Annotated in this window: 19 protein-coding genes; 17 read left to right on the top strand and 2 right to left on the bottom strand. The window is 47.6% G+C overall.

What is annotated here, in order from left to right; all coding sequences use genetic code 11:
- Nucleotides 1-14: 14 nt before the first annotated feature.
- Complete coding sequence (locus tag ARB69_RS03085) at nucleotides 15-857, bottom strand: DUF368 domain-containing protein (RefSeq protein ID WP_055150961.1); 843 nt, start codon at nucleotides 855-857, stop codon at nucleotides 15-17.
- A 732-nt stretch (nucleotides 858-1589) separates the two neighbouring features.
- A complete protein-coding gene (locus ARB69_RS03075) occupies nucleotides 1590-2867 on the bottom strand; it encodes an MFS transporter (protein ID WP_050639330.1) in 1278 nt (425 codons plus the stop codon).
- Between the two features lie 284 nt (nucleotides 2868-3151).
- On the opposite strand from ARB69_RS03075, the gene ARB69_RS03070 reads away from it, so the two are divergent.
- The 17 genes from ARB69_RS03070 to ARB69_RS02990 all read left to right on the top strand — a co-directional run bounded on the left by ARB69_RS03070 (nucleotide 3152) and on the right by ARB69_RS02990 (nucleotide 22732).
- A complete protein-coding gene (locus ARB69_RS03070) occupies nucleotides 3152-4138 on the top strand; it encodes a carbohydrate kinase family protein (RefSeq protein WP_050639331.1) in 987 nt (328 codons plus the stop codon).
- A 23-nt stretch (nucleotides 4139-4161) separates the two neighbouring features.
- Nucleotides 4162-4953: a BtpA/SgcQ family protein gene (locus tag ARB69_RS03065; RefSeq protein ID WP_055150958.1), complete on the top strand. Its 792-nt coding sequence runs from the start codon at nucleotides 4162-4164 to the stop codon at nucleotides 4951-4953.
- A 7-nt stretch (nucleotides 4954-4960) separates the two neighbouring features.
- The gene (locus tag ARB69_RS03060; RefSeq protein ID WP_278312353.1) at nucleotides 4961-5692 is read left to right on the top strand and encodes a tryptophan synthase subunit alpha; all 732 of its coding nucleotides are present in this window, start codon (nucleotides 4961-4963) and stop codon (nucleotides 5690-5692) included.
- A 106-nt stretch (nucleotides 5693-5798) separates the two neighbouring features.
- Complete coding sequence (locus ARB69_RS03055; protein WP_050639334.1) at nucleotides 5799-6560, top strand: GntR family transcriptional regulator; 762 nt, start codon at nucleotides 5799-5801, stop codon at nucleotides 6558-6560.
- 83 nt (nucleotides 6561-6643) lie between these two features.
- Nucleotides 6644-7225 carry a cysteine hydrolase family protein gene (locus ARB69_RS03050; RefSeq protein ID WP_055150952.1) on the top strand — a complete coding sequence of 194 codons (582 nt, stop codon included), beginning with the start codon at nucleotides 6644-6646 and terminating at the stop codon, nucleotides 7223-7225.
- 14 nt (nucleotides 7226-7239) lie between these two features.
- Nucleotides 7240-7821: a cysteine hydrolase family protein gene (locus ARB69_RS03045; protein WP_050639336.1), complete on the top strand. Its 582-nt coding sequence runs from the start codon at nucleotides 7240-7242 to the stop codon at nucleotides 7819-7821.
- Between the two features lie 13 nt (nucleotides 7822-7834).
- Nucleotides 7835-8566 (top strand): tryptophan synthase subunit alpha, encoded by a 732-nt coding sequence (locus ARB69_RS03040; RefSeq protein WP_050639337.1) that lies wholly within the window; start codon nucleotides 7835-7837, stop codon nucleotides 8564-8566.
- A gap of 61 nt (nucleotides 8567-8627) precedes the next feature.
- On the top strand, nucleotides 8628-9350 hold the full coding sequence (locus ARB69_RS03035; protein ID WP_055150949.1) for a tryptophan synthase subunit alpha: 723 nt from the start codon (nucleotides 8628-8630) through the stop codon (nucleotides 9348-9350).
- 26 nt (nucleotides 9351-9376) lie between these two features.
- The gene (locus tag ARB69_RS03030; protein ID WP_050639339.1) at nucleotides 9377-10582 is read left to right on the top strand and encodes an iron-containing alcohol dehydrogenase; all 1206 of its coding nucleotides are present in this window, start codon (nucleotides 9377-9379) and stop codon (nucleotides 10580-10582) included.
- Between the two features lie 517 nt (nucleotides 10583-11099).
- Nucleotides 11100-12458, top strand: coding sequence for a Wadjet anti-phage system protein JetA family protein (locus ARB69_RS03025; protein ID WP_055150946.1), 1359 nt, complete (start codon nucleotides 11100-11102; stop codon nucleotides 12456-12458).
- Nucleotides 12459-12552: 94 nt separating this feature from the next.
- Nucleotides 12553-13197: a DUF4194 domain-containing protein gene (locus tag ARB69_RS03020; protein WP_055150943.1), complete on the top strand. Its 645-nt coding sequence runs from the start codon at nucleotides 12553-12555 to the stop codon at nucleotides 13195-13197.
- Complete coding sequence (locus ARB69_RS03015; protein ID WP_055150940.1) at nucleotides 13148-16498, top strand: ATP-binding protein; 3351 nt, start codon at nucleotides 13148-13150, stop codon at nucleotides 16496-16498. Before ARB69_RS03020 ends, ARB69_RS03015 begins: the two co-directional genes overlap by 50 nt.
- Before the next feature lie 87 nt (nucleotides 16499-16585).
- Nucleotides 16586-17773, top strand: coding sequence for a Wadjet anti-phage system protein JetD domain-containing protein (locus ARB69_RS03010; protein ID WP_055150937.1), 1188 nt, complete (start codon nucleotides 16586-16588; stop codon nucleotides 17771-17773).
- A 98-nt stretch (nucleotides 17774-17871) separates the two neighbouring features.
- On the top strand, nucleotides 17872-18549 hold the full coding sequence (locus ARB69_RS03005; RefSeq protein ID WP_055151166.1) for a TIGR00266 family protein: 678 nt from the start codon (nucleotides 17872-17874) through the stop codon (nucleotides 18547-18549).
- Nucleotides 18550-18596: 47 nt separating this feature from the next.
- Nucleotides 18597-19151, top strand: a complete 555-nt coding sequence (yfcE, locus tag ARB69_RS03000) for a phosphodiesterase (protein WP_055150934.1) — start codon at nucleotides 18597-18599, stop codon at nucleotides 19149-19151.
- Nucleotides 19127-20092: an NYN domain-containing protein gene (locus ARB69_RS02995; protein WP_050639345.1), complete on the top strand. Its 966-nt coding sequence runs from the start codon at nucleotides 19127-19129 to the stop codon at nucleotides 20090-20092. Before yfcE ends, ARB69_RS02995 begins: the two co-directional genes overlap by 25 nt.
- Nucleotides 20093-20323: 231 nt before the next feature.
- Nucleotides 20324-22732 carry a glycyl radical protein gene (locus tag ARB69_RS02990; protein WP_055150931.1) on the top strand — a complete coding sequence of 803 codons (2409 nt, stop codon included), beginning with the start codon at nucleotides 20324-20326 and terminating at the stop codon, nucleotides 22730-22732.
- The last annotated feature ends 2 nt before the right edge of the window (nucleotides 22733-22734 follow it).

The raw sequence follows: 22734 nt of genomic DNA, 5'->3' as shown, positions 1-22734 counted from the left end.
TGCGAACCCCTATTTTATTGATATTCGGGTCTGGATTTTTGGAGTTGCTTTATTTCGGTTACAGAAACCAGCCGGATGATTCCGAATCCGGCAGCAAAAGTGAGGATGCAGAAAAGTATTTCCGGCCCGGACGGAATACCGGGGAAGAGTTCCACAATGGAACCTAGTACAAATCCTAGAATTATAAGATATGCCGGCCGGGGGTATTTTGTCATGGCGTGTTCCAGGAGCTTCGTGGTAAAGACAATTCCCAAGAGCAGCCCGATGCCAAGGGGCGCAAGGAATGTCAGCCGGAAACTGCTGATTGCCCGCATAACGGAATCGTATATCCCCATCAGGAGGAACAGATAGGAGACACTAATTCCCGGCAGCACCAGTGCGATTGCTGCGACAAATCCAGCTAATACCAGAAGCAGCAAGCCGCCAGCCCCTTTAGCCATATCAGCCTGTAAGGCGCCGGAGGGAAGCAGGGCGAATAGGAGAACCACAGACAGCCCAATGCCCATGTACAACGGATATTTCCAGGAGAAGCGCCGGATGTCCGCCTGCTTAAGCGTTAAGGGTACACTGCCCGTTACTGCACCCATAAAGAAGTACAAAGTAGGCATGGGATAATTTTGGATGAGTCCGAGAATAGGACGGGCAAAGAGAACCATACCAAATCCGCCGCCTGCAGAAAAGGCTGCAAGGAAAAGAAGGTTTTCTTTTTTATGTTTTGTAAAGGAACTTACGGAATGGATTAATTTGGTGTAAATGCCGAGTATCATAGCCATGGAACCGCCGCTTACACCCGGTACCAGCATGGTTCCGCCTACGATCATTCCTTTGATTGCTGTCAGTAGGTTAGTATGTTTCATTTGGTCTCCTTTTTGCGCTTTATTATATGGGCAGAGGGGGCGGGATACAATGGGGGCAGGGGAATTTTAGCGGGTTTTTAGCAGATGGGGGAGGTGCGGGGCGGTATTATGTTATGCGGAGCAAGATGCTTGTCTTGGCGTACTTGAAAAAACAGATTTTTGTGCATGAACAAAAGAGGCTGCCCTTTTCACGGCCGGGTAGTGGCCTGAAAGGACAGCTTCTTTATCTTAGAGGGACCCGTCTGGGTTTACGTAAAAAACAATTTTATAGTAATTCCGGATTTATCAAAGGAATATCAGTCATACTATCATGGATTTCATAAAAATAGAAAAGGATATCACTGCAGTACTGCCACAGAATTAGTATTGCGCTTCTCTTTCATATTATGCATGTAATGTGGTATAAATAGTGAAAATGAATAAATGGTTTATCATTATTCGAAGATCAGTTACTAAACTGTGAAAACAGAACCAGGTTAAAAGAACTAAATAACTTGTTATATTATACTATTTGAGTGCTGGTTTGTCAATAAGATCAGCGATTGTATGTCAACTTTGTGTAAACTTTTTTGCACCTTTTTTTGTGCTGCACAGAACGTATGTATTTGAATATCTACTTGTCCTGAAGTTTGCATTACTTTTGGAATATAAATAAAAAGAGCTGTTCCGAACCTTTTGGTGCGGAGCAGCCTTTTTTCTGCTATCTTATATTGAATTGCTTATTCTTACAATCTAGTCCACTCTTTCAATACCAAGAGTCTCTTGAAACGCTTTAATCGAAAGTTTGTTGGAAATAAACAGGCAGATTGTCAGTATGACTGCAAGGACAGCGTATAGGAACCATGCAATCCGGTAGCTTCCTGTTAAATCGAAAATGATTGCACAAAACGGAATGCCGACGGCGCTTCCAAGGAACAGAATCGTAGTAAACAGACTGACATTTGATGCATAGTCCAGCAGGCCGAATACCCTCTGTACAGTAAAGGAAGGAACGATAACCAATTCAGCAGACACGATTCCGAATAAAATAACCGGTATAAAGGCGCTTACGTTTCCAAGGCAGGTGGCAAGGGTAGCAAATGCCGCTGCACAGATGACCCCGCAAATAATAATGGACTTTGAACTTCCAAAATGGTCGAATACACCTCCAAGAAGAATTTTTGCTACCAATCCAACCAGCATAACAACTGAGAAGAATGTAGCGGCCCTGGCTGCAGAGATTCCTTCTGAAGTCCAATAGGCGACTAACTGCTGCTGGGTACCGGATACGACTAACCCCATCAGGAATACGCCGATTGCGTAAGTCCAGAACCAGATTTTTTTCATCGCATCTTTACGCATAAAACCAGTTGGTTTGATTTCGGCTTCACTTTTGTTCTCGGTACCGAGGGGCCTTTGCCCGATATCTTCAGGCTTGGTACGTATTAACAGAACAGAGATTAGAACAACGATTACGATTGTTACGGCCAGGATGCGGTAAGTTGTCCGCCATCCATATGCTGCGATCAGCCTGGTGACAACAGGGGAAAGTGCAGAAGTAATCAGGCTGGAACCTGTAAAGGCAATTCCTGTCATTGTACCACGCTTATCATAGAACCAGTTTGCCAGCAGATAATTCATTGGGATTGTTCCAAATAATCCTGATGATGCCCCGGCAATAATTCCGCCCAGATAAAAGAACCAGACATTGGCTGCAACGGAGTAAATTAAATGCGCGCAGGCCCCCAGAATACCTCCGATGATAATAAGCTTTCTAGCGGAGTGTTTACGGAATAAAGGCCCGATAAAGGGAGTTGCAAGCATAGAGGCAAACATAGCCAGTGTACTGAATAACATAAATGTAGAATGATTTACTTTTAATGTTTCAATTGCAGGCGTAATAAAAAGTGAGTTCAGGTTCGTAAGAAGGCCGGTACTGGATGCCGAGAGCAGAAAACAGGCGACCACGATAAACCAGCCATAAAACCCTTTTACTTTCCCATTTTGGTTTCCTTGTGTATTTTGTGCCATAAATTTATCCTCCTAATAAGAATCTTTATTTGCGATGACAAACATTACCAGGAATAAAAGCGATGACACGGTTTTATTGATAGTTTTATTATAAACTTATATCCTTGTAATTACAAGTGGCGATATTATCAAAAATAGAGAGCAAAAACTGTATAAAACCATGAAAAAAGAGCCTAGAATAAAAAATATGAAAAACATACTTGCAAATAGAAAACTCATGTGCTAATCTTGTAGTGATGACATTACCAGGTGCGGTGACAATTTTCAATCAAAGGAGGAAAGATATGATGAAGAAATATGAATTTACAGTATTTGGCACAGCAACAACTGTAAAAGTATTTAAGTTTAAAGAATTTCCGCAGCCAGGCGTGACAACTCCGATTTCCAATACTAATTTCGATAAACTGTATTATGGAGGGAAAGCATGGAATATCGCATATAATATGATTAAGTTAGGTGTACCGGTTTATCCGGTTCTGGCATATTCTGATGACCGCATGCAGGATGAAATTCATCGCGTGAATGCGGAATACGGGACACCGGTTGACGCGGTCTTTAAGTCTCCAAAGGGGGAATATGATTATTTAACCTGTTATATGCTGGAGGACGAGAACAAAAACCACATTACGATCGGCGGTTATCACTCCTCAGAAGGGCATGTGGATCTGCGTAAGCTGGTAGCGGAGCATATTCCCCTTCGTCCGGAGTTTTTGAGTGACAGCAGGATGGCAGTCCTTACTTGTCCGAAGGCAGGAGATTTGATGCCGATGTATGAAGCAATCAAGGAATCCGGCCTGCCGATGGTGCTGTCCATGAGCCAGGATGCTTCTGTCTTCAACAAAGAAAATTTAGAACCAATTTTGAGGGATACCGCGATTCTATTCGCAAATGAATCAGAAGTAGAATGGATCAATGAGATGTATGGATATACAGATATTACAGATTTATTTAAGTTCGGTAAAGCAGAGATTATTGTGAAAACATTGGGTATCAGAGGCTGCATTGTATACGAGAAAAAGTGCGGCGAGGCCGTAGAGACAACGGTTCCGATCACGGATAACGCTGCCGGCAATGTAAACGCCATCGGTGCAGGCGATGCCTTTGTCGCAGGATTTCTATATGGGTTGAGTAAAGGCAAAGATCCTGTGACGGCTGCACAGTATGGAAGCACGGAAGCCTCTTTTATTATTGAAGACTATGGCTCTGTGACACGTGCCCCATCAGAAGAAGAGTTACTGGAACGAAACAGACAGCGTCCGGATGCAAAATAGAAATGAAGGGAAAGTGATACCGTATGAAATTTATGAATATGCTTGAGAAAAACAGTGCTTTAATCGGTATGGTGCATTGTCTTCCTTTGCCGGGGACTATGAATTATGCAGGCAGTATGGACGCAATCATTGAAAAAGCGGTTTCAGATGCAAAGACTTTGGAAAGAGCGGGATTTGATGCAATACTGACAGAGCCTACGTTAGATCTTCCCTCGGGAATGGCGCGGGGGCAGCTGCAATTGGCGGCAATGAGTATTATCTGCAAAGCAGTAAGCCAGGCAGTAAGCCTTCCTACGGGAGTATCTTATTTAACGCCGGACTGTATGGATATGTTTTCGGTTGCGAAGGCATCCGGAGCCGGTTTTGTCAGGCTGACAACATTTGTAGACACGATGATTTTTCCACCGGGAGTTTCTTATCCAAGCGCCAATCGGGTCTGGGAGGTGCGCAGACAGGAAGGAATGCGGGATATTGCAGTCTTGGCTGATATACAGGTAAAACACGGAACAATGATGTATCCGGAGACGCGGCTTGAGGAGTCGGCATATTTTGCAGAAAAGCAGGGCGCGGACGCCATTATTGTTACGGGAAGGGCAACCGGCGAGGAAACACCCATCGAAACCATACAGCGTGTGAAACGGACCGTAAAAATCCCGGTTATCGTTGGAAGCGGAGTATCCGTGGATAATATTCAGGAACAGATGCCGTATGCAGACGGATTTATTATCGGTTCCTCCATTAAGGCCAATGGGAAATTAGAAGCCTGTGTAGACGAGAAGCTGGCAGCTGCTCTGGTATCTGCAAAAAATAAATAAAAAGGAGGTGCAGGGAATGAAGATGGTAGGTTATCTTTCGCTTGGCTATCCGACACTGGAAAGAAGCCTGGAAATGGCGGATGTCTATATAGAAGGCGGGTGCAACGCGGTGGAAATCAGCATTCCAAGCCCCAACCCATGTTACGAAAAAGAGACAATTAAAACGTGGATGCAGGAGGCGTACGCTGCGGAAGCTGATTATGAAGTATATTTTAATGCGATAGAAGGAATCAAGAAGAGACATCCGGATCGGGAAGTATATACCATGGTATATCAGGAAGTTTTTGATATGGTAACCCCGCAACGCTACGCGGATTTTTGTGTGCAGGCGGGCGTGGACTGCGTGATTTCAGCAAATCTGACGAAGGAGTCCATAGATGCGTTAGATGAAAAGGCTGTTTCCAGATGTTCATTTGGCAGCTTTATACTGGATCCTAAACGGCTGAACAATTGTCTGAAGCCGGGGGGACTCATCTATATGCAGACAAAGCCGTTCCCCGGGCAGACGGCCCTGCCCGGATATGAGACATTAGGGGATGTGATCCAATATATGCATGACCTTGGAATTACACGCCCAATCTACTGTGGAGGGGGAATCCAAAGCCCTGCAGATGTGAAGGGTGTAAAGGAAGCCGGGGCGGACGGATTCTTTGTAGGAACCGCAATGATCAGCCTGGCCAAAGACCTGGATAAACTCCGCAGGGAAATCTATGAATATAAAGCAGCAGCTGCAGACTGATAACATCTCACATAAGAAAAAAGCGATAACAATGAAGCTTTTAAATGTTTGGCAATTTTTTCTGGATATGGTATAATAACAGCAAAATGTAAAGGATTGAAGATGAATGGAGCAAGAAAATTATAAAAATGTCATGGATAACACATCTGAAATTCCTGTGCCAAAATATTATCGTCTCAAGATGGATATTATTACGAAAATTAATTCAGGACTTTGGGCTGAGCATGAGAAGCTTCCATCTGAAAATATATTGTGTGAACAATATGGAATCAGCCGGACTACTGTTAGGAAAACATTTGATGCACTTGCAGCCAGCAAGTATATCTACAAAATTCAGGGGAAAGGCACTTATGTCGAAGAGGCATCAAAACGCCAAAATGAGATACGCAAGGATGATTACGGATGCAGCGAGATGATCCGGCGGCAGGGTATGGAGCCATCCCACAAAGTACTCAGGCAGGAGCTGCTTCCAAGCGACGCCGTTTCGGCGGAATGCCTGCATCTTGATTCAGGAGATGAGGTTCTGAATTATGAACGGATATATTATGGCGACGGGATTCCGGTAATTTATGCTAAGACAGCCATTAATATAAAGTATCTCCGGGGACTTTCAGAAATCGACTTAAGCAAAACCACTTTGTCGGAAGTGCTAAAGAATAATTTTGGGCTTTCGATAACACCCGAAAGGTGCGTACTGCGTGCAATCTCTGCGGATGAGGAGATGAGTTCTGCCCTGGAAGTTCCAAAGGACTTTCCATTGCTATACCGTGCAATCGTATGTACTGCGACAAATGGTGTGGTGACATTTCCGGTAGAAGCGAGCCAGCTCTATTTCAGGACTGACTGCATGCCAATACAAATCCAATAAAAAGGAGATGATATTTAAATAATGCACATAAGTGCGTTATACAATTACTTGTAGTATCAACATAACAACGGGAGGTGATTACTATGGAAACAAAAACGGCATTGCTGGTAGTTGATATGCAGAACGATTTTACGAAGCCAGGGGCAAAAGCGTATTATCATACCACAGAGATTATGCTGAAAGATTTTGCTGAGAAAATAAACCGCATGAGAGACGAGGGAGTCCTCATAGTCATTATCTATTCTCTTGTACCGGATAAACATAAACCCAATCCGGAGCTTACACGGATTACACACGATACGAGAACGCTGGTAGAAGGGACTTATGGAGCTGAAATTGATGAGAGGATTCCTTATGACCCGGAAAGAGACTGGAAGATGCAGAAATTTGCAGCCAGTTCATTTCTGCATACCGACCTGGCGGAACGACTAAAGAAAAAAGGCGTTGAAAATGTATTGGTCAGCGGAGTAAAGACAAATGTGTGCTGCCGTGCAACGACCATTGATTCGGCCAGTTACGGTTTCCGCACTTTTATGGTCAGCGATATGCTGGGAACAAATACCGAGGAACTGAATCAGTTTCATCTAAACGAAATGGGCCATCAGTACTGCAGCGTTGTAAATTCTGAAGAGGTTATGGAGCTGCTGAAGGCAGGAAAACTGTAAGGGAGGGAGATAACATGCAGAGAACGAACCGGACCGCAATGGTAGTGCTGGATATGCAGAATCAGTTTACGAATAAAAAAGGCTGCTTGTTTTATGAAACAACAGAAAAGGTAATTCCTGCTATATTGGATGGTATTCAGAAACTGAGAGAACGCGGTGTCCTTATCGTATATGCAAATTTAGAGTCTGAGGGAGAAGAGTGCTCCCTGGATACGGAAGTTCTGAAAAGAAGGGATCCTGTCCCGCCTAAGGGAAGCTGGGATGCCGAAATGGATGAGCGGCTGGAGGTCCTTCCGGAGGATCTGGTCATATCACATTTTGCGTCCTCCGCATTCTTTGGCACGGAGCTCGAAAAGAAGCTGAAGGAGAAAGAGATCCGTAATGTAATTGTGTGCGGTGTAAAGACGAATTATGATGTGCGCGCAACAGCCACGGATGCAATGTGGCGGCAGTTCCAGGCCTATGCGGCCTCGGACATGGTGGCATCTGATACGGAAGAACGGTCGAAGATTCATTTGGAAGAATTGACAAAATATACGGCAAAGGCAATCCCTCTGGAAGAGATTATCAGGCGTATCGAAGAAGGCAGATTGTAAAGGAGGTAGAAGGGTGAAATTTAGTCCGGCTTTTTATATTATTAACGGGTGGCCATCCGTAGAAAAAACGATTGAAATGGTCGATAAATATGTCGATCATGGTGTAAATGCAATTCAGATATGCATGCCGTCCTCTAATCCATACGGGGAATCCAAATTTATTCAGGAACGCATGAAGCATGCAATTGATCAATATGGATTGAATTATGACATATTCATGGATTGTATCAGGGAGATCCGAAAGAGGCATCCCAAAATAGAATTCCATCAGGTACTGTACAATGATGTGGCGGACCGCATCGGACTGGAAAAGTTCGCGGATTACTGTCTGGAAGTCCAGACATATACGGTTATGGTTGACAATAATGAAACCGCAGATTATCTGAACAGCCGGGGCGTGCGCACCACAGATTTTCTGCACTATGATATGCCGGAGTTCATGGTCGAACGTGCGGTTCGCACGAAGAATCTTGTGATGCTGCGCAGCAATAGCAGATATGAAGACATGGAACCAAGAGAGGGCCTGGCTACATGGAAGCAGCGGATTGAGTGGCTCCGGAAACGCGGGGTAGAAGGTCCGATTTATCCGGTATCTGGAATTTCAACGAAGGAACAGCTTCAGGAAGTAAAAGATGCAGGCGCCGATGGAGCCTATATCGGTACGGCATTGATGGAACTATGGGAAGATGAAGATAAACTATGGGAGAAACTGGATTCTTTCCGATATTTAACCGAGGCTGAATGACGGGCGGCAAAAAAGCCTGTTGATCAGTGATTCATAATCGTAGGTGAAAGGAGTGGTGAATATGAGATTCAGGCCTGTATTTTATATTATAAACGGCTGGCCGACCATCGAAAAAACGAAAGAAATGGTAGACAATTATGTTGCGCATGGCGTCTGTGCCCTGCAATTTGATATGCCATCGGCTGACCCGTCCCGCGAGTCGGAGTTTATCCAGGAAAGGATGCGCTCTGCCAGAAATCTGTATGGCAGCGGATATGAAGTGTATATGGATGCGCTCCGCGAAATACGTAAAAAACATCCAAACCTGGAAATCCACCTGGTGCTCTATCCGGATGTGATAGAGACAATCGGTCTGGAGCGGTTTGGTGATTTTTGCAAGGAAATTGAGGTATATTCTGTTCTTGCCATGGATCCGGAGATCATGCGTTATCTGAATGGACGCGGTATCGCTACGGCAACTTTTATTGGCTATGATACCAGTGAAAAAGCAATCGAGCTTGCAAAAGCGAATGATAACCAGATTGTGTTCCTGAGCAATAAAAATGGCAGAACAGAACCAAGGCCGGGGCTTACCACGTGGAAAGAACGCGTGGCCTATATTAGAAAGGCAGGGGTAAAAGCACCTGTTTTCGGGGTAACAGGAATATCAACGGCAGAAGAATTAAACGAAGTAAAACAAGCGGGGGCAGACGGAGCTTACATAGGCACGATCATGATGAAGCTCTGGGATCGGGAGCCTGAACTCTGGAAGACATTGGATGCCTTCCAGCAAATAGCAGAATAAATAAAGTCAAACAGGAGGAAATAGTAATGGAAATTAGAAGAGAAATGGAAGATTTTATGTTTTGTGCACCAACGCAGCTGTTTTTTGGCAGAACAGCGCTCGATAACCTGGCGGAAAGTATTAACATCTGGAGCCCAAACAAACGGGTACTGGTTGTATACGGCGGCGGAAGTATTAAGAAAATGGGGCTGTATGATAAGGTAATGGACATTCTGAATGAGGATGGCGCGTATATTAAGGAGCTCCCGGGAGTCGAACCGAATCCAAAGATGGGCCTGGTGCGCGAGGGCGTCCATATTTGCCGTGAGAACAGGATTGAAGCCGTCCTGGCAGTCGGAGGCGGAAGCTGTGTTGATACAGCGAAGGCAATTGCAACTGCTTTCTATTATGACGGCGATGTGTCCGAACTGGTTGGGCAGTGGTGGAAGAAGGAAGTACTTCCGGTGCTTGTTATTTCCACAGCTTCCGGTGCAGGAACCGAGATGACAACAAGTACGGTGTTGAACAATGAAGATACAAAGGTCAAGAAGGGCTTCCATGGCCCGGATCTTCGGCCCAAGGTAACATTTTTGGATCCGGAATATACATTTACCGTAGGAAAATGGCAGACAGCTGCCGGAATTGTGGACGGGATCAGCCATACGCTGGAGTCATACTTTACCCAGGTGGACGGCGCTTATTTCCATGCACGAGTAGGGGAGGCGCTTTTGAAGACTTTCTTTGAATACGGCCCAATAGCCTACAATGAGCCTGAGAACTATAATGCCCGTGCCAATGTTATGCTGGGCTGTACATGGGCGTGCAACGGCATTACCACAAAAGGGAATTATGCGGCATGGATCTGCCATGGACTGGAACACGAAGTCAGTGCCTATAACGATAAGATTACGCATGGCGCAGGCCTGGCAGTTATCACACCCCGCTGGATGCGCTGGGCTCTGGATGAGAATACCGCATTCCGTTTTGTTGACATTGGCGTAAACGTATTTGGGATGGACAAAAACATTCCGCCGTTGGAAATGGGTGAAATGGTCATCCGGAAGTTTGAAGAATTATTCTTTGACGTACTCCAAATGCCAAGAAACTTCAAGGAACTGGGATTGGCGGACGAAGCACTGGAGGTTATGGTAAAGGATATGCAGGGAGTTGTCACACCAAATATTCAGAAATTACTCTTCAAACCGATGACGCTGGAGGACATCAGAGAAGTTCTGGAAGAATGTTATAAATAGGCCTCCCTGGTGAGCGAGTCTTACCTGCCGATCAGATGAACCAGCCTGTGGGAAGGAGGGGACGTGGCACGGCGCAGGAGGCATATGTGGGTTTACAGGGCATAGAATGCGTGTTACTGCCACTTAAGGGGAAACAACCGGATTTTATGGATGAAATTTGTTTTACCAAACAAATTTCAAGAAGGGCTGAGCCGCGTTTTCATCAGAAAACGGGGTGAATCCCTTCGGATCCATAAAATCCGGCTGTTTCCTCTTTAGTGGCAGTTAACAAATGGAAAGCCTTGTAAACCCACATATGCCTCCTGCGCCGTGCCACGTCCCCTCCTTCCCACAGGCGTCCGATTCGATAACAAGACAAAAGCCCGCAATCGAACTTTCAGTTTACAGTATTTTGGCCGTATGATAAAATGTAATAAGGGTGTGGTGCGGGCTGTCCTGCACCATATGAGTTTGTACGATTGATGCTGTATTTGGAAACCAACAATACCTTACTGAACCAAAGGGGAACAATTACATTATGCAGATGCGTTTTGAAGTCCCGGACACCTTTTGGAGTTTATTCCGCTCGGTGAACCGGGATGCTTATATTGAGGCGTTATTATATATTAATGAAGAATACCAGTACAATAATTACTTTTTGACGCGGGAAGCCTGCATCCAGGTTCTGGGTGATATGAACGCGAGGAAGCGGTTTGAGCTGCAGCGCGAGGAGGATGAGACGGAGTTTGATATGTTGGAGACGCCTTCTTCCCGTATCTTGAACTGGCTGCTTAGGACCGGCTGGCTGAAGAAGATTGAGGATTATAATACGCTGGCTGTGAATATTGTGATACCGGATTATTCCGCTGTTTTTATCGATGCTTTTGAGCGGCTGACATCGGAAGACATGGAGGAGACGGAAGTTTATATCCAGAATGTGTATGCCACGCTGTTTTCATTTCAACATGATCCCCGCGTGAATCTGAATATGCTCCGGACGGCGCTGATCAATACGAGAAAGCTCAATAAGGCGCTGCAGGACATGCTTCATAATATGGACCGTTTTTTTGCGAGGCTTTTGGACCAGAAGACTTACGGGGAACTGTTGAAGGAGCATCTGGAGGGGTATGTCGAAGAGATTGTGCAGAAGAAGTACCATATTCTAAAGACTTCGGACAACTTTTACATTTATAAGATGGATATTAAAAAGGTTCTGCGGGATATGCGGGAGGACGAGGAGTGGATTGAGAAGATCCGGGAGCGTTCCAGGGCGCAGGGAGATACGAAGGAAGATGTGTTGGACCTGCTTGATATGATTGAGCGGGGATTCGATGATATTGAGCACAGGATTGCCAATATGGATAAGGAGCACACGAAGTATGTACGGGCCACGGTGACGAGGCTGAATTATCTGCTCAGTGGGGAGACGGACACGAAGGGACTGGTGATCCGGCTGCTGAACCGCATGGCGCAGGGAGACGATTATGAGGAGGTTCTGCGGAGTACGGGAAGCCGGATGAACCTGTCCCTGCTGGAAATGATTTCCGAAAAGTCGCTGTACAAGCGCCGGAAGGGGCGGCAGGACTTTATCAGCCAGATGGCGCCGGAGGAGGCTGCCGAGGATCTGGAGAGAAGTGATGTGCTGAGGCTTAACCGGATACAGGCCAGATACAATCGAAGGCAGATTGAGGAGTTTATCGAGGCGCATATGAAGGACGAGGTGCTGGATGTGTCAAAGCTGGAGATTACGGAGGAAGGGGATTTTGAAAAGCTGATACTGGCTTATGATATGAGTACCAGGAAGAACAGCCGGTATATGGTGCTGGAGGAAGATACAGCGATGGTGGAGAATCATGGGTACCGCTATCCGGGGCTGAGGTTCGTACGGCGGCGGTGAGACGGGCAGCTTAATAGAATCTCAAAGGAGCCTCAAAGGGGTCAGACCCCTTTGCAGGATGAATGGCATCAAAAAAGTGAGGAGCAGTGTTTCTATGATAGAGTATTATGAACAGCTGATGCAGGAGGAGCAGGAGGCGCTGACGGATGTGATTCAGCTTCTGTACAGGCAGACGTTTCTTCTGGAGCGGAAGTATGACAGGCGTGCGGGAAGGCTGGCCTATGTGAAGGAGTACCGGACATGCAGTAAGCATTTGGAATTTTTGAGAGCATATTTTCAGGTGGCGGGGATTACGCTTCAGGAGAATGCCCATATGGGGCTGATCTATATCCAGGGAGAAGCGCTCTGGGGAGAGAAGATGCCCAGGCTTGCCACGATATATTTACTGGTGCTGAAGCTTCTTTATGATGAGCAGATGGCAGAGGTTTCTTCCAGCAGCCATATCGTGACGACTATGGGGGCGCTCAACGGAAAGGCCGGGGATTTCCGTGTTCTTAAGGGGATTCCGTCGCCTACGGAGATGCGAAGGACGATCTCCCTTCTGAAGAAATATCAGATTATTGAGCCGCTGGATATGCTGGAGGAACTGAACGAACACACCAGGCTGATCATCTATCCGTGTATCAATGCGGTGCTGATGGGAGAGGATATCCGGGAACTGCTGAAAACATTTCACGAGGAGGACAACAGTGGAGACGAAACAGCCATTCAAGGCACTATCAAAGATTTGCCTGAATAACTGGCATTATATAGACAGGAAGATACTGATGCTGAATGAGGGGATTAATTTTTTCACCGGCCATTCCGGCAGCGGGAAGTCTACTGTGATCGACGCCCTGCAGATTGTGCTGTATGCCAATACGGACGGGAGGGGATTTTTTAATAAGGCTGCAGCGGATGATTCGGACCGGACGTTGATTGAGTACCTCCGTGGTATGGTGAATATCAGTGAAAATAATGAATCTCAGTATCTGAGGAACCATAATTTTTCCAGTACCATTGTGTTAGAATTGGAGCAGACCAATACCCATGAAAAGCAATGTGTGGGTGTTGTTTTTGATGTGGAGACTGCGACCAATGAGATCGGCAGGCTGTTTTTCTGGCACACGGGCGGACTTCTGGAGAATGGTTACCGGGCGGATAAGCGCTGCCTGACAACAGGGGAAATACGGGAGTATCTGCAGCGGGTATTTCCGCCGGAGCAGCATTACTGCGGCCCCAGCAACGAGCGTTTCCGCAGACAGCTCTATGATATCTACTTAGGCGGGCTGGATATGGAGAAGTTCCCCAGGCTTTTTAAACGGGCGATACCGTTTCGCATGAACATTAAGCTGGAAGATTTTGTGAAGGAATATATCTGCATGGAGCAGGATATCCACATCGAGGATCTGCAGGAGAGTGTTATGCAGTACGGGAGGATGCGCAATAAGATCGAAGAGACGCTGGAGGAGATCCGGCGGCTGAATGAGATCCGGGAAAGTTATGGACAGTACAGGGAGCGCCGCAGGGAAGCCGAGTCCTGTACGTATCAGATCGATAAGCTGGAGATGCTTTTACTGCGGGCGAAGATTCAGGAGTTGTCGGACAAAATCGGGGGCCGCGAGGAGGAGATCAGCCGGCAGGAGACGATGCAGCGGCGGCGGGAGGAAGATGCTGCCCGGATTCAGAAGGAATATGAGGACGTGCTGCTACGGATCAGCAACAGCGGCTATTCCGGGCTGGAAACGGAGCTGCTGAGCGTGAATGAGGCGCTGGAGCGCCTGAGCAGCAGTAAGGTAAAGTGGGAGCAGACCGCGGGGCGGCTGAAGGACTGGACCGGCTGTGACGCGGCGCCCAACCAGGTTTTATGGGATATCGAGAAATTTGGAAAGGGGAGTATTACCGAAGGGGAGCTGGAACGGCTGAAGGAGAGCCTGGCCGCGCTTCGGGAGGAGCTGGAGGAGGAGCGGCGTGAGACCGATTCCCGGCTTAGGAAGATTAAAAAGGAAGAGCATGAGGCCCGGGAGGAGCTAAAAGAACTCAGGCAGGGGCGCAAGGCATACCCGAAGGAGCTTGAGGAGGCCAGATATGAGCTGCGCAACCGGCTGCACGAGCGCTGCGGGAAGTTTGTGAATGTACAGATTCTGGCGGATCTGCTGGATATCCGGGATGAGCGGTGGCACAATGCCGTGGAAGGATATCTGGGGAATAATAAGCTGCTTCTGGTGGTGGAGCCGCAGTATGCAAAGGCTGCTATGGACATTTACCAGCAGATGGATAAGAAAAAGTTCTTCCGCGCCGCGGTGCTGGATACGGAGAAGGTTCTGGAGGAGGAACATTCGGTACGGCCCGGAGCGCTGGCAGGGGAAGTGACTGCGCGGGAGGCGCATGTGAAGGCATATATTGATTTTTTCCTCGGGAATGTGATGAAATGTGAGAGTGTGGAGGAGCTGCGCAGGTGCCGCGTGGGCGTGACGCCGGACTGTGTCTTGTACCACAGCTACCGTCTGCAGCACATGAATCCGGAGAACTACACCAGAAGGGCTTACATTGGTGAAACGAGTATGCGGCAGCGCATCCGCCAGCTGGAAGAGAAGTGCCGGACGCTGCAGGAGGAGCGGATGCCCCTGCAGGAGATGCTGGAGCAATTCCGTAAGATTGGGCAGTTCGAGGGCCTGCTGCAGCCGGTTTCCGAATACATGGAATGGCTGGACGATGTGGGGAAGATTCCGGGGAAGGAGCGGCAAAAGAAGCAGCTGACGGAGAAGATGCGTACGCTCCGGGAAGAATCTGTGTCTGCGTGGGAGGCCGAGAAGCTTGAGCTGATGCGGCGGCAGGAAGAAAAGAAGATGCAGATCCGGACGGCCCAGGAGGAGATCTGGAAGAATAAGGAGTTTATCAGTAAATGTAAGTCCGACAGCATGGAGATGCATGCCCAGCTTGCGGATCGGGAGCGGTACTTCAAAGAGGATGCGGAGTTAGAGGCGCTGTTTGCTCAGTTTATGGAGGGCAGGCGTTCCGTGAACTACGACTATCTCAGAAGGCAGCGGCTGGGGGACCGGACGCCGCTGGAGGAGAAGAAGGAACGGGCTTACCAGGAGCTGGTGGATATCCGGAGCAGCTACACGCAGAGATACCCGAACCGGACATTCTCAGCCAGTATTAAGGACAACGGCCCTTATGACAGGCTGCTGGAGAGCCTGGAATGCGACGATCTGGAAGGCTACAAAGAAGCGGCCAGGGAGCAGGCGCGGTCGGCGGTAGAACATTTCAAGGACGACTTCATTTTCAAGATCCGCAGTGCAATCCGGGAAGCCTACCAGCGCAAGGATGAGCTGAACCGTATAATCAGCAGGCTGGATTTCGGAAAGGATAAATACCAGTTTGTGATTACAAAGAACAAGGGACCGGACGGAAAATACTACAGGATGTTCATGGATGATTCACTGAAGATCAATCCGTCCCAGCTTACCCATGCCATGGAGAACCAGCTGAATATGTTCACCATGGAGCACGAGGATCAGTACGGGGATATGATGAACGAGCTGATCAACATCTTCATTCCGCCCGAGAATGCCACAAGGGAGGAACTGGAAGAGGCCAAGAAGAACATGGACAAGTATGCCGATTACCGTACCTATCTGTCCTTTGACATGCAGCAGATCGTGCAGGGCGAAAAAGACATGACCATCGGCCTCAGTAAGATGATCAAGAAAAACTCAGGAGGCGAGGGGCAGAACCCCTTGTATGTGGCACTGCTCGCCAGTTTCGCCCAGGTATACCGGATTAACCTGTCGCCCAAGATACATCGGAATCCTACGATTCGGCTGGTGGTGCTGGATGAGGCATTTTCAAAGATGGATGCGGAGAAAGTGGCAAGCTGCATTTCGCTTATTCGTGGATTAGGCTTCCAGGCTATCATCAGTGCTACGAATGATAAGATACAGAACTACCTGGAGAATGTGGATAAGACATTTGTATATGCGAATCCGAATAAAAAGCATATATCTATACAGGAATTCGAGCGGACAGAATTTGGGGAACTGGTGGAGGAAGAATAGGGGTCAGACCCCTTTGCGGACCGTTTTCAGAATGTTCAGCCAATAGGATAACGAAGATGTGTTTTTCCCTTAGGGAGGCGTGATATTGTGTATCTTGTAGAAAGAATTATTGAGAAATGTGAGAACAGTCGTAATGACTGGCGGCTGGGGGCCACGGGCGGGAAGTCTTTGCGGATTGACCAGCAGGAGTATGATGCATGCGGGAAGACGGCTCTGGTGTCGGAGGCGGAGGAGCTGGAGCGGGCGGGGATGGTCCGGATCAAGTGGCTGACCCGGGGGAGTGATATCGAGCGGATTCACTACCGGCTGGAGGATCTGGACAGGTTTTATGCGGTTCTGATGGAAGCACAGCCCGGGCGGCAGCCGAAATGGAAGCAGATCCGGACGTACTGCGAACTGTTAGAGCGGGAACTGGAAGGGCTTAAGACGGAGTGGATCTGCCGGTACTACCGGGATCTTCTGGAGCAGCTGGGGCGGGGAAATATTCCGAAGATGCTGGACAAACGGGAAGTATACCTGCCCTGTTTCCGGGGAATCGATGAACTGAAGGAGCCTGTGTTCAAACGGATTTTCAGCAGTAAATATCTTATGAATTCGAAGACTTTTGAAAATAATGCGGAACCCCATATCATAGCAAAGGCCCGGGAGTATTGCGGGGATGTGGTGGAAGAGATGGACGATAAGGAAGTACTCTCCCAGCTCTATATAGAGGAGTATTCCCAGGAAATGTCTCTAAAGGGGGCTCTGTGTATTGGGATTGTGCAGGGCTCAAAATGTTCTGATATTAACCTGGGAGATTATATCTACGGGACGGTTTTGAACAGCGAGACATTGAAAAATGCCGTGATCCTGAGTGAGCAGCCGGAGATAAAACGCGTAGTGACCATTGAAAACAAGGCGAATTTCGTATCGGCTCCATATCAGGAAGGAACCTTATACATCTTCAGCCACGGTTATTTTTCGCCGCGGGAAAAAAGATTTTTGCAGCGGCTTTGGGCCGTGCTGGAGGGAAAAGGCGTACAGTTTTATCACAGCGGGGATTTGGATTACGGCGGAGTTAAGATTTTTGAATATATTAAGAAAAATATTTTCCCGGATGTGCGGCCGCTTATGATGGACGTGGAGACATATGAACGTTATCTGGCATGGGGAGAACCGATTGCCGCAAAGACGCTGCAGAAGCTGAAAAACACTAAAATACCGGAACTGCAGGACCTGATAGATGCTATCATGGAGAAGAGGGTGGCTGTCGAGCAGGAATGCTTTCTGATGTGAGGCCTGCGCGGAAAAACGCAGGCGAAAATGAGGAATGCTCAGACCGTGCGCTGTGCACAAGAGCTTCCGAGAGTACTCAAAATAAAAAGGAGGTAAGTATGAAATATGAAATAAAAGGCGGGGCATTTCCCGTGGTTGTATGTGAACTTGAAAATGGGGAGCAGATGATTACTGAAAAAGGCTCCATGGTATGGATGAGTCCAAATATGCAAATGGATACTGCAGGCGGAGGCCTGGGGAAAATGTTCTCAAAAGCATTTTCCGGCGAAAGTATGTTCCAAAATATATATACTGCACAGGGGGCAGGGATGATTGCGTTTGGTTCCAGTTTTCCGGGGCGGATACTTCCGTTTGAGATCAGGCCGGGCAGAGAGATGATTGTACAGAAAAGTGCATTTCTTGCGTCGGAGGCAGGAATTCAGCTGTCCATACATTTTAACAAAAAAATGGGGGCAGGATTTTTCGGCGGGGAAGGTTTTATCATGCAGCGGCTTTCAGGTTCAGGCATGGCGTTTGTAGAGATTGACGGGGAACTGGTCGAATATCAGCTGGGGCCCGGACAGCAGATCGTTGTGGATACCGGTAATGTAGCCGGATTTGAAGTCGGCGTGCAGATTGATATACAGCAGGTTCCGGGGATCAAGAATAAGCTGCTGGGCGGTGAAGGGCTGTTTAACACCGTACTGACCGGCCCGGGCAAGATCTGGCTGCAGACGATGCCGATATCCAGCGTGGCGGCATCCATCCGGCCTTTCATACCAAGCGGGAATGCATAAAGGGCGCAAAGGGGTCAGACCCCTTTGCAAGGAAAGGAGCTGCAGAGATGAGATTGATGATTGCATCGGATATTCACGGATCTGCCTTTTACTGCAGGCAGATGCTGGAGGCTTACGAAAGAGAAAGGGCGGACAGGCTGCTTCTTTTGGGAGACATCCTGTATCACGGGCCGCGCAATGACCTGCCGAAGGAGTACGCTCCCAAGCAGGTGATTGCATTGCTGAACCCTATGAAGGAACACCTGCTCTGTGTCAGGGGAAACTGTGATACAGAGGTAGACCAGATGGTGCTGGAGTTTCCGGTTATGGCGGAATACTGCCTGCTGGAACTGGATGGCCAGTCCATTCTCGCCACGCATGGGCACAACTTCAATCCAGAACATCTGCCGGCGCTTAAAGCAGGCGATATTCTGCTGAATGGACATACCCACGTTCCTGCCTGTGAGGAACATGAAACATATATTTATATGAATCCGGGCTCTGTTTCTATTCCAAAGAAGGATTCAGTGCATAGTTATATGATATATGAAAATAAATTATTTCAATGGAAAGATATGAATGGAGAGGTATACCGGATATGGAAGACAAATATGCATTGCTGATTGACGCGGATAATGTTTCCGCAAAATATATAAAGCCGATACTGGATGAATTGTCCAAGTATGGAAACGTAACTTATAAAAGAATCTACGGAGACTGGACCAGCACGTATAATTCAAGCTGGAAAGAGGAACTGCTGCAGAATTCCATTACTCCGATCCAGCAGTTCAGTTATACGCACGGGAAAAATGCAACCGATTCCGCGATGATTATAGATGCGATGGATATGCTGTATACAAGCGAGCTGGAAGGGTTCTGCCTGGTATCCAGTGACAGTGACTTTACAAAACTGGCCAGCCGCCTCAGAGAAAGCGGCAAGACTGTCATAGGAATGGGAGAAGATAAAACGCCGGCGCCTTTTAGAAAAGCCTGTGATATCTTTACCGTGTTGGAATTGCTGCTGGAAGATAACACCATAGAAAAGGAAGAGAAGAATACAGTACATGCCACCGGGAAAGACTGCAAGAAGAGCAGCACGGATGTGGTATCCAAGAATCAGATAGAAGAGGCGGTCGTCAAGATCATAACTGAAAATCAGAACAATGATAAGGAGACCGGCCTTGGTGAGGTTGGCAGCCGTCTGGTCAAACTGTATCCTGATTTTGACGTCCGGCGCTACGGGTACAGCCTGCTGTCAAAGTTTCTGGAGACATTTCCAAAACTAAAGCTGAAACAGGATGGCACCCAGGTTACCGTCACGCTATATGAAGATAAAAGCAGGCAGGAGATGCTGCAAGAGTATATCATCATGCTTGTTCAAAACGCCGGGGCCCAGGGCGTATCCTTAGGCACGCTGGGGAACAGAATCAGAAACCGGTTCGGCGATTTCAAAGTCAGAGATTATGGATATTCTCAGTTTAAACAGTATATTCAGAGCTTCCCCAGTATACAGATTCGGGATGATGGGGAGCAGAACTGGGCAGTACATGTTGATAACAGGTAAATAAGTGCAAAGGGGTCAGACCCTTCTGCAGAGGGGGCTGCTCCCTTTGCAGAAGGGTCTGATCCCTTTTATCATATCTCTTTCGAAAATTATCTTTCTAAAATGTTCGTTTCCGAATAAATTCCCCCAAAAACCCCTCCGCGCCCAATTGATTTGCGTACCCTCTATGCTAAGATAATCTTGTAAAGGCAGCAACTTATTTCATAATCCATAACAGAAAGGAGCAAAGTTATGAGCATAAATAAGAAACTTCTCCCTTCAGGCCTCACCAGGGAAAACAGAACAGAGAAACTAAATCAAGCCATGAGAAATGTAAAACCGGAGATCTGTATCGAGCGGGCCCGCCTTATTACGCAGAGCTACCGCAGTACAGAAGGAATGCCTTACATTATCCGCAGGGCTATAGGCCTGAAAGACCTTCTTGAGAATATGACAATCTTTATAGAGGACGAAGAGCTGATCGTAGGAAATCATGGTTCCAAACCCCGTTGTGCCCCTCTCTTTCCGGAATTCGGAGGATTCAGCAAGGAGGAACTGGACAGGATGCCCACCAGAAAGGTAGACACACTGCAGATTACGGAGGCGGATAAGGCGGCTCTTTTGACGGAAATATACCCGTACTGGGAGAATAAGTCCATAGGAGACCTATCCAGGCACTACATCGACGAGCGGATCATGAAGGTGCTCGACTCCCCCTACCGTGTATTCAATCCACTGAGCCGCGCGCGCAGCGGATATGGTCATTACCTGCCGGATATTCAGAAAATCATCAGCCATGGGTTCCGAAAAGTAGAGGAAGAAGCAAAAGATTACTTGGAAAGTCTGGACATTCTGGATCCTGAGTTTACAGATAAGACTCATTTCTATAAAGCAGTCCTGATTGTATGCGAAGGGATAAGAATCTTTCAGAACCGTTATGCGGACCTGGCAGAACAGATGGCAGCAGAGGAAGGTAATAAGCGCAGAAAACAGGAGCTGCTTCTCATCGCCTCCAATTGCAGGCATGTTCCTTATGAGCCGGCGCGGACATATTATGAGGCGCTCCAGTCATATTGGTTTACGCTTCTGATTGATTACTGCGGCCAGAATGGATCCGCTATATCAGGAGGCCGGGTGGATCAGATGTTCTACCCTTACTATAAAAATGACCTGGAAAATGGCATCATGGTCAAAGAAGAAGCGCGGGAGCTTCTGGAGGCATTGTGGGTAAAGAGCAGCGATGTCATTAAAGCGGGAACCTACATGAGTGCCAGAAATAACGGCGGATTCGCCACTACGATCAACGTGGTGCTGGGCGGTGTCGATAAGAATGGGGAAAATGCGGTCAACGATTTTACCTATGTCTGCCTGGATGCAGAACAGACGGTATTCAATTCGGAACCCAACACCAGCATCCGCATTTCACAGAAGAATCCGGATAAATTTTTAAACCGTGTACTGCAGATCTTAGTGGAAAATGAAGGCGGAAAGCTTCCATTTTTTAACGATGACTTAATCATAGACGGCCTGATGAAGGACGGCGTATCCCTGGAGGATGCCAGAAACTACGCAATCGTAGGGTGTGTGGAACCGACAGGACAGGGCAATACCATGGGCAGGACCAATGCATGTTACTTCAACCTTGCCAAATGTCTGGAGCTTGCGTTATTTAACGGGGTATGCCAGATGTCGGGAGAACAGATGGGGCCGGCAACCGGAAAATTTGAAGAGTTTGAGACTTTTGATGAGCTTAAGAAAGCATATGAGATACAAGTAAATTATTTTGTTGACATGATGATCAGCTCGCTTAACTCCATCGAACTGCTGCACGCACGGTACGGGCAGCATATATACTGCTCCATGCTGCTGGAAGGCTGCCTGGAAAAAGGCAGAGACTGTACGCAGGGCGGGGCAAAATACGACTATGCAGGCGTGCAGGGTGTCGGAATTGCGGATGTGGGAGATTCTCTCATGGCTATAAAAACGCTGATATTTGACAAAAAGGAAATGGCCCCGTCCCAGCTTCTTGATGCATTAAGGCATAATTTTGAGGGGCAGGAAATCCTGAAATACCGTCTCATCAACCAGATACCGAAATATGGAAACGACATCCCCGAAGCAGACGAGATGACAGCATATGTGGGAAAACAGTACTGCAAGAGCGTCAAAGGCCATCGGTCTCCCTACGGTGCGATCTACCGTCCCGGTCTGTTCTGCCTCTCCTCAAACACACCGTTGGGCCGCCAGGTCTGCGCACTTCCAAGCGGCAGAGAGGCGGGGACTCCGCTGGGGGACGGCGGCATTTCTCCGAAACACGGCATGGATATCTGCGGTCCGACCGCTGCGGTTAAGTCTGTAGCCAGAGTAGATCACGGGAGCGCGATCAACGGTGTGAACTTTAACATGAAATTCATGCCTACGATTCTCAGGACAAAAGAAGAAAGGCAAAAACTCATCGACCTGATCCGGACGTATTTCGCCATGGGAGGCATGCATATTCAGTTCAACATCCTGACCCCGGATAAGCTCAAAGATGCACAGCAGAATCCCGACCGCCACAGAAACCTCGTTGTACGCGTAGCAGGATACAGTGCATTTTTCGTGGAACTGGACAAAGACATACAGGATGAAATCATCAGCAGAACCATGCAATGTGTATAGAG

This window comes from Faecalicatena contorta, from assembly GCF_001404335.1.
Classification (GTDB): Bacteria; Bacillota; Clostridia; order Lachnospirales; family Lachnospiraceae; genus Faecalicatena; species Faecalicatena contortus_B.
The sequence above is the reverse complement of the archived record's forward strand: the minus strand, read 5'-3'. Positions and strand labels throughout refer to the sequence as shown.

Bases quoted from the DNA above. Each gene is read 5' to 3' on its own strand.
- ARB69_RS03085 (WP_055150961.1), bottom strand. From the start codon at position 857: ATGAAACATACTAACCTACTGACAGCAATCAAAGGAATGATCGTAGGC.
- ARB69_RS03075 (WP_050639330.1), bottom strand. From the start codon at position 2,867: ATGGCACAAAATACACAAGGAAACCAAAATGGGAAAGTAAAAGGGTTT.
- ARB69_RS03070 (WP_050639331.1), top strand. From the start codon at position 3,152: ATGATGAAGAAATATGAATTTACAGTATTTGGCACAGCAACAACTGTA.
- ARB69_RS03065 (WP_055150958.1), top strand. From the start codon at position 4,162: ATGAAATTTATGAATATGCTTGAGAAAAACAGTGCTTTAATCGGTATG.
- ARB69_RS03055 (WP_050639334.1), top strand. From the start codon at position 5,799: ATGGAGCAAGAAAATTATAAAAATGTCATGGATAACACATCTGAAATT.
- ARB69_RS03050 (WP_055150952.1), top strand. From the start codon at position 6,644: ATGGAAACAAAAACGGCATTGCTGGTAGTTGATATGCAGAACGATTTT.
- ARB69_RS03045 (WP_050639336.1), top strand. From the start codon at position 7,240: ATGCAGAGAACGAACCGGACCGCAATGGTAGTGCTGGATATGCAGAAT.
- ARB69_RS03035 (WP_055150949.1), top strand. From the start codon at position 8,628: ATGAGATTCAGGCCTGTATTTTATATTATAAACGGCTGGCCGACCATC.
- ARB69_RS03030 (WP_050639339.1), top strand. From the start codon at position 9,377: ATGGAAATTAGAAGAGAAATGGAAGATTTTATGTTTTGTGCACCAACG.
- ARB69_RS03025 (WP_055150946.1), top strand. From the start codon at position 11,100: ATGCAGATGCGTTTTGAAGTCCCGGACACCTTTTGGAGTTTATTCCGC.
- ARB69_RS03020 (WP_055150943.1), top strand. From the start codon at position 12,553: ATGATAGAGTATTATGAACAGCTGATGCAGGAGGAGCAGGAGGCGCTG.
- ARB69_RS03005 (WP_055151166.1), top strand. From the start codon at position 17,872: ATGAAATATGAAATAAAAGGCGGGGCATTTCCCGTGGTTGTATGTGAA.
- yfcE (WP_055150934.1), top strand. From the start codon at position 18,597: ATGAGATTGATGATTGCATCGGATATTCACGGATCTGCCTTTTACTGC.
- ARB69_RS02995 (WP_050639345.1), top strand. From the start codon at position 19,127: ATGGAAGACAAATATGCATTGCTGATTGACGCGGATAATGTTTCCGCA.
- ARB69_RS02990 (WP_055150931.1), top strand. From the start codon at position 20,324: ATGAGCATAAATAAGAAACTTCTCCCTTCAGGCCTCACCAGGGAAAAC.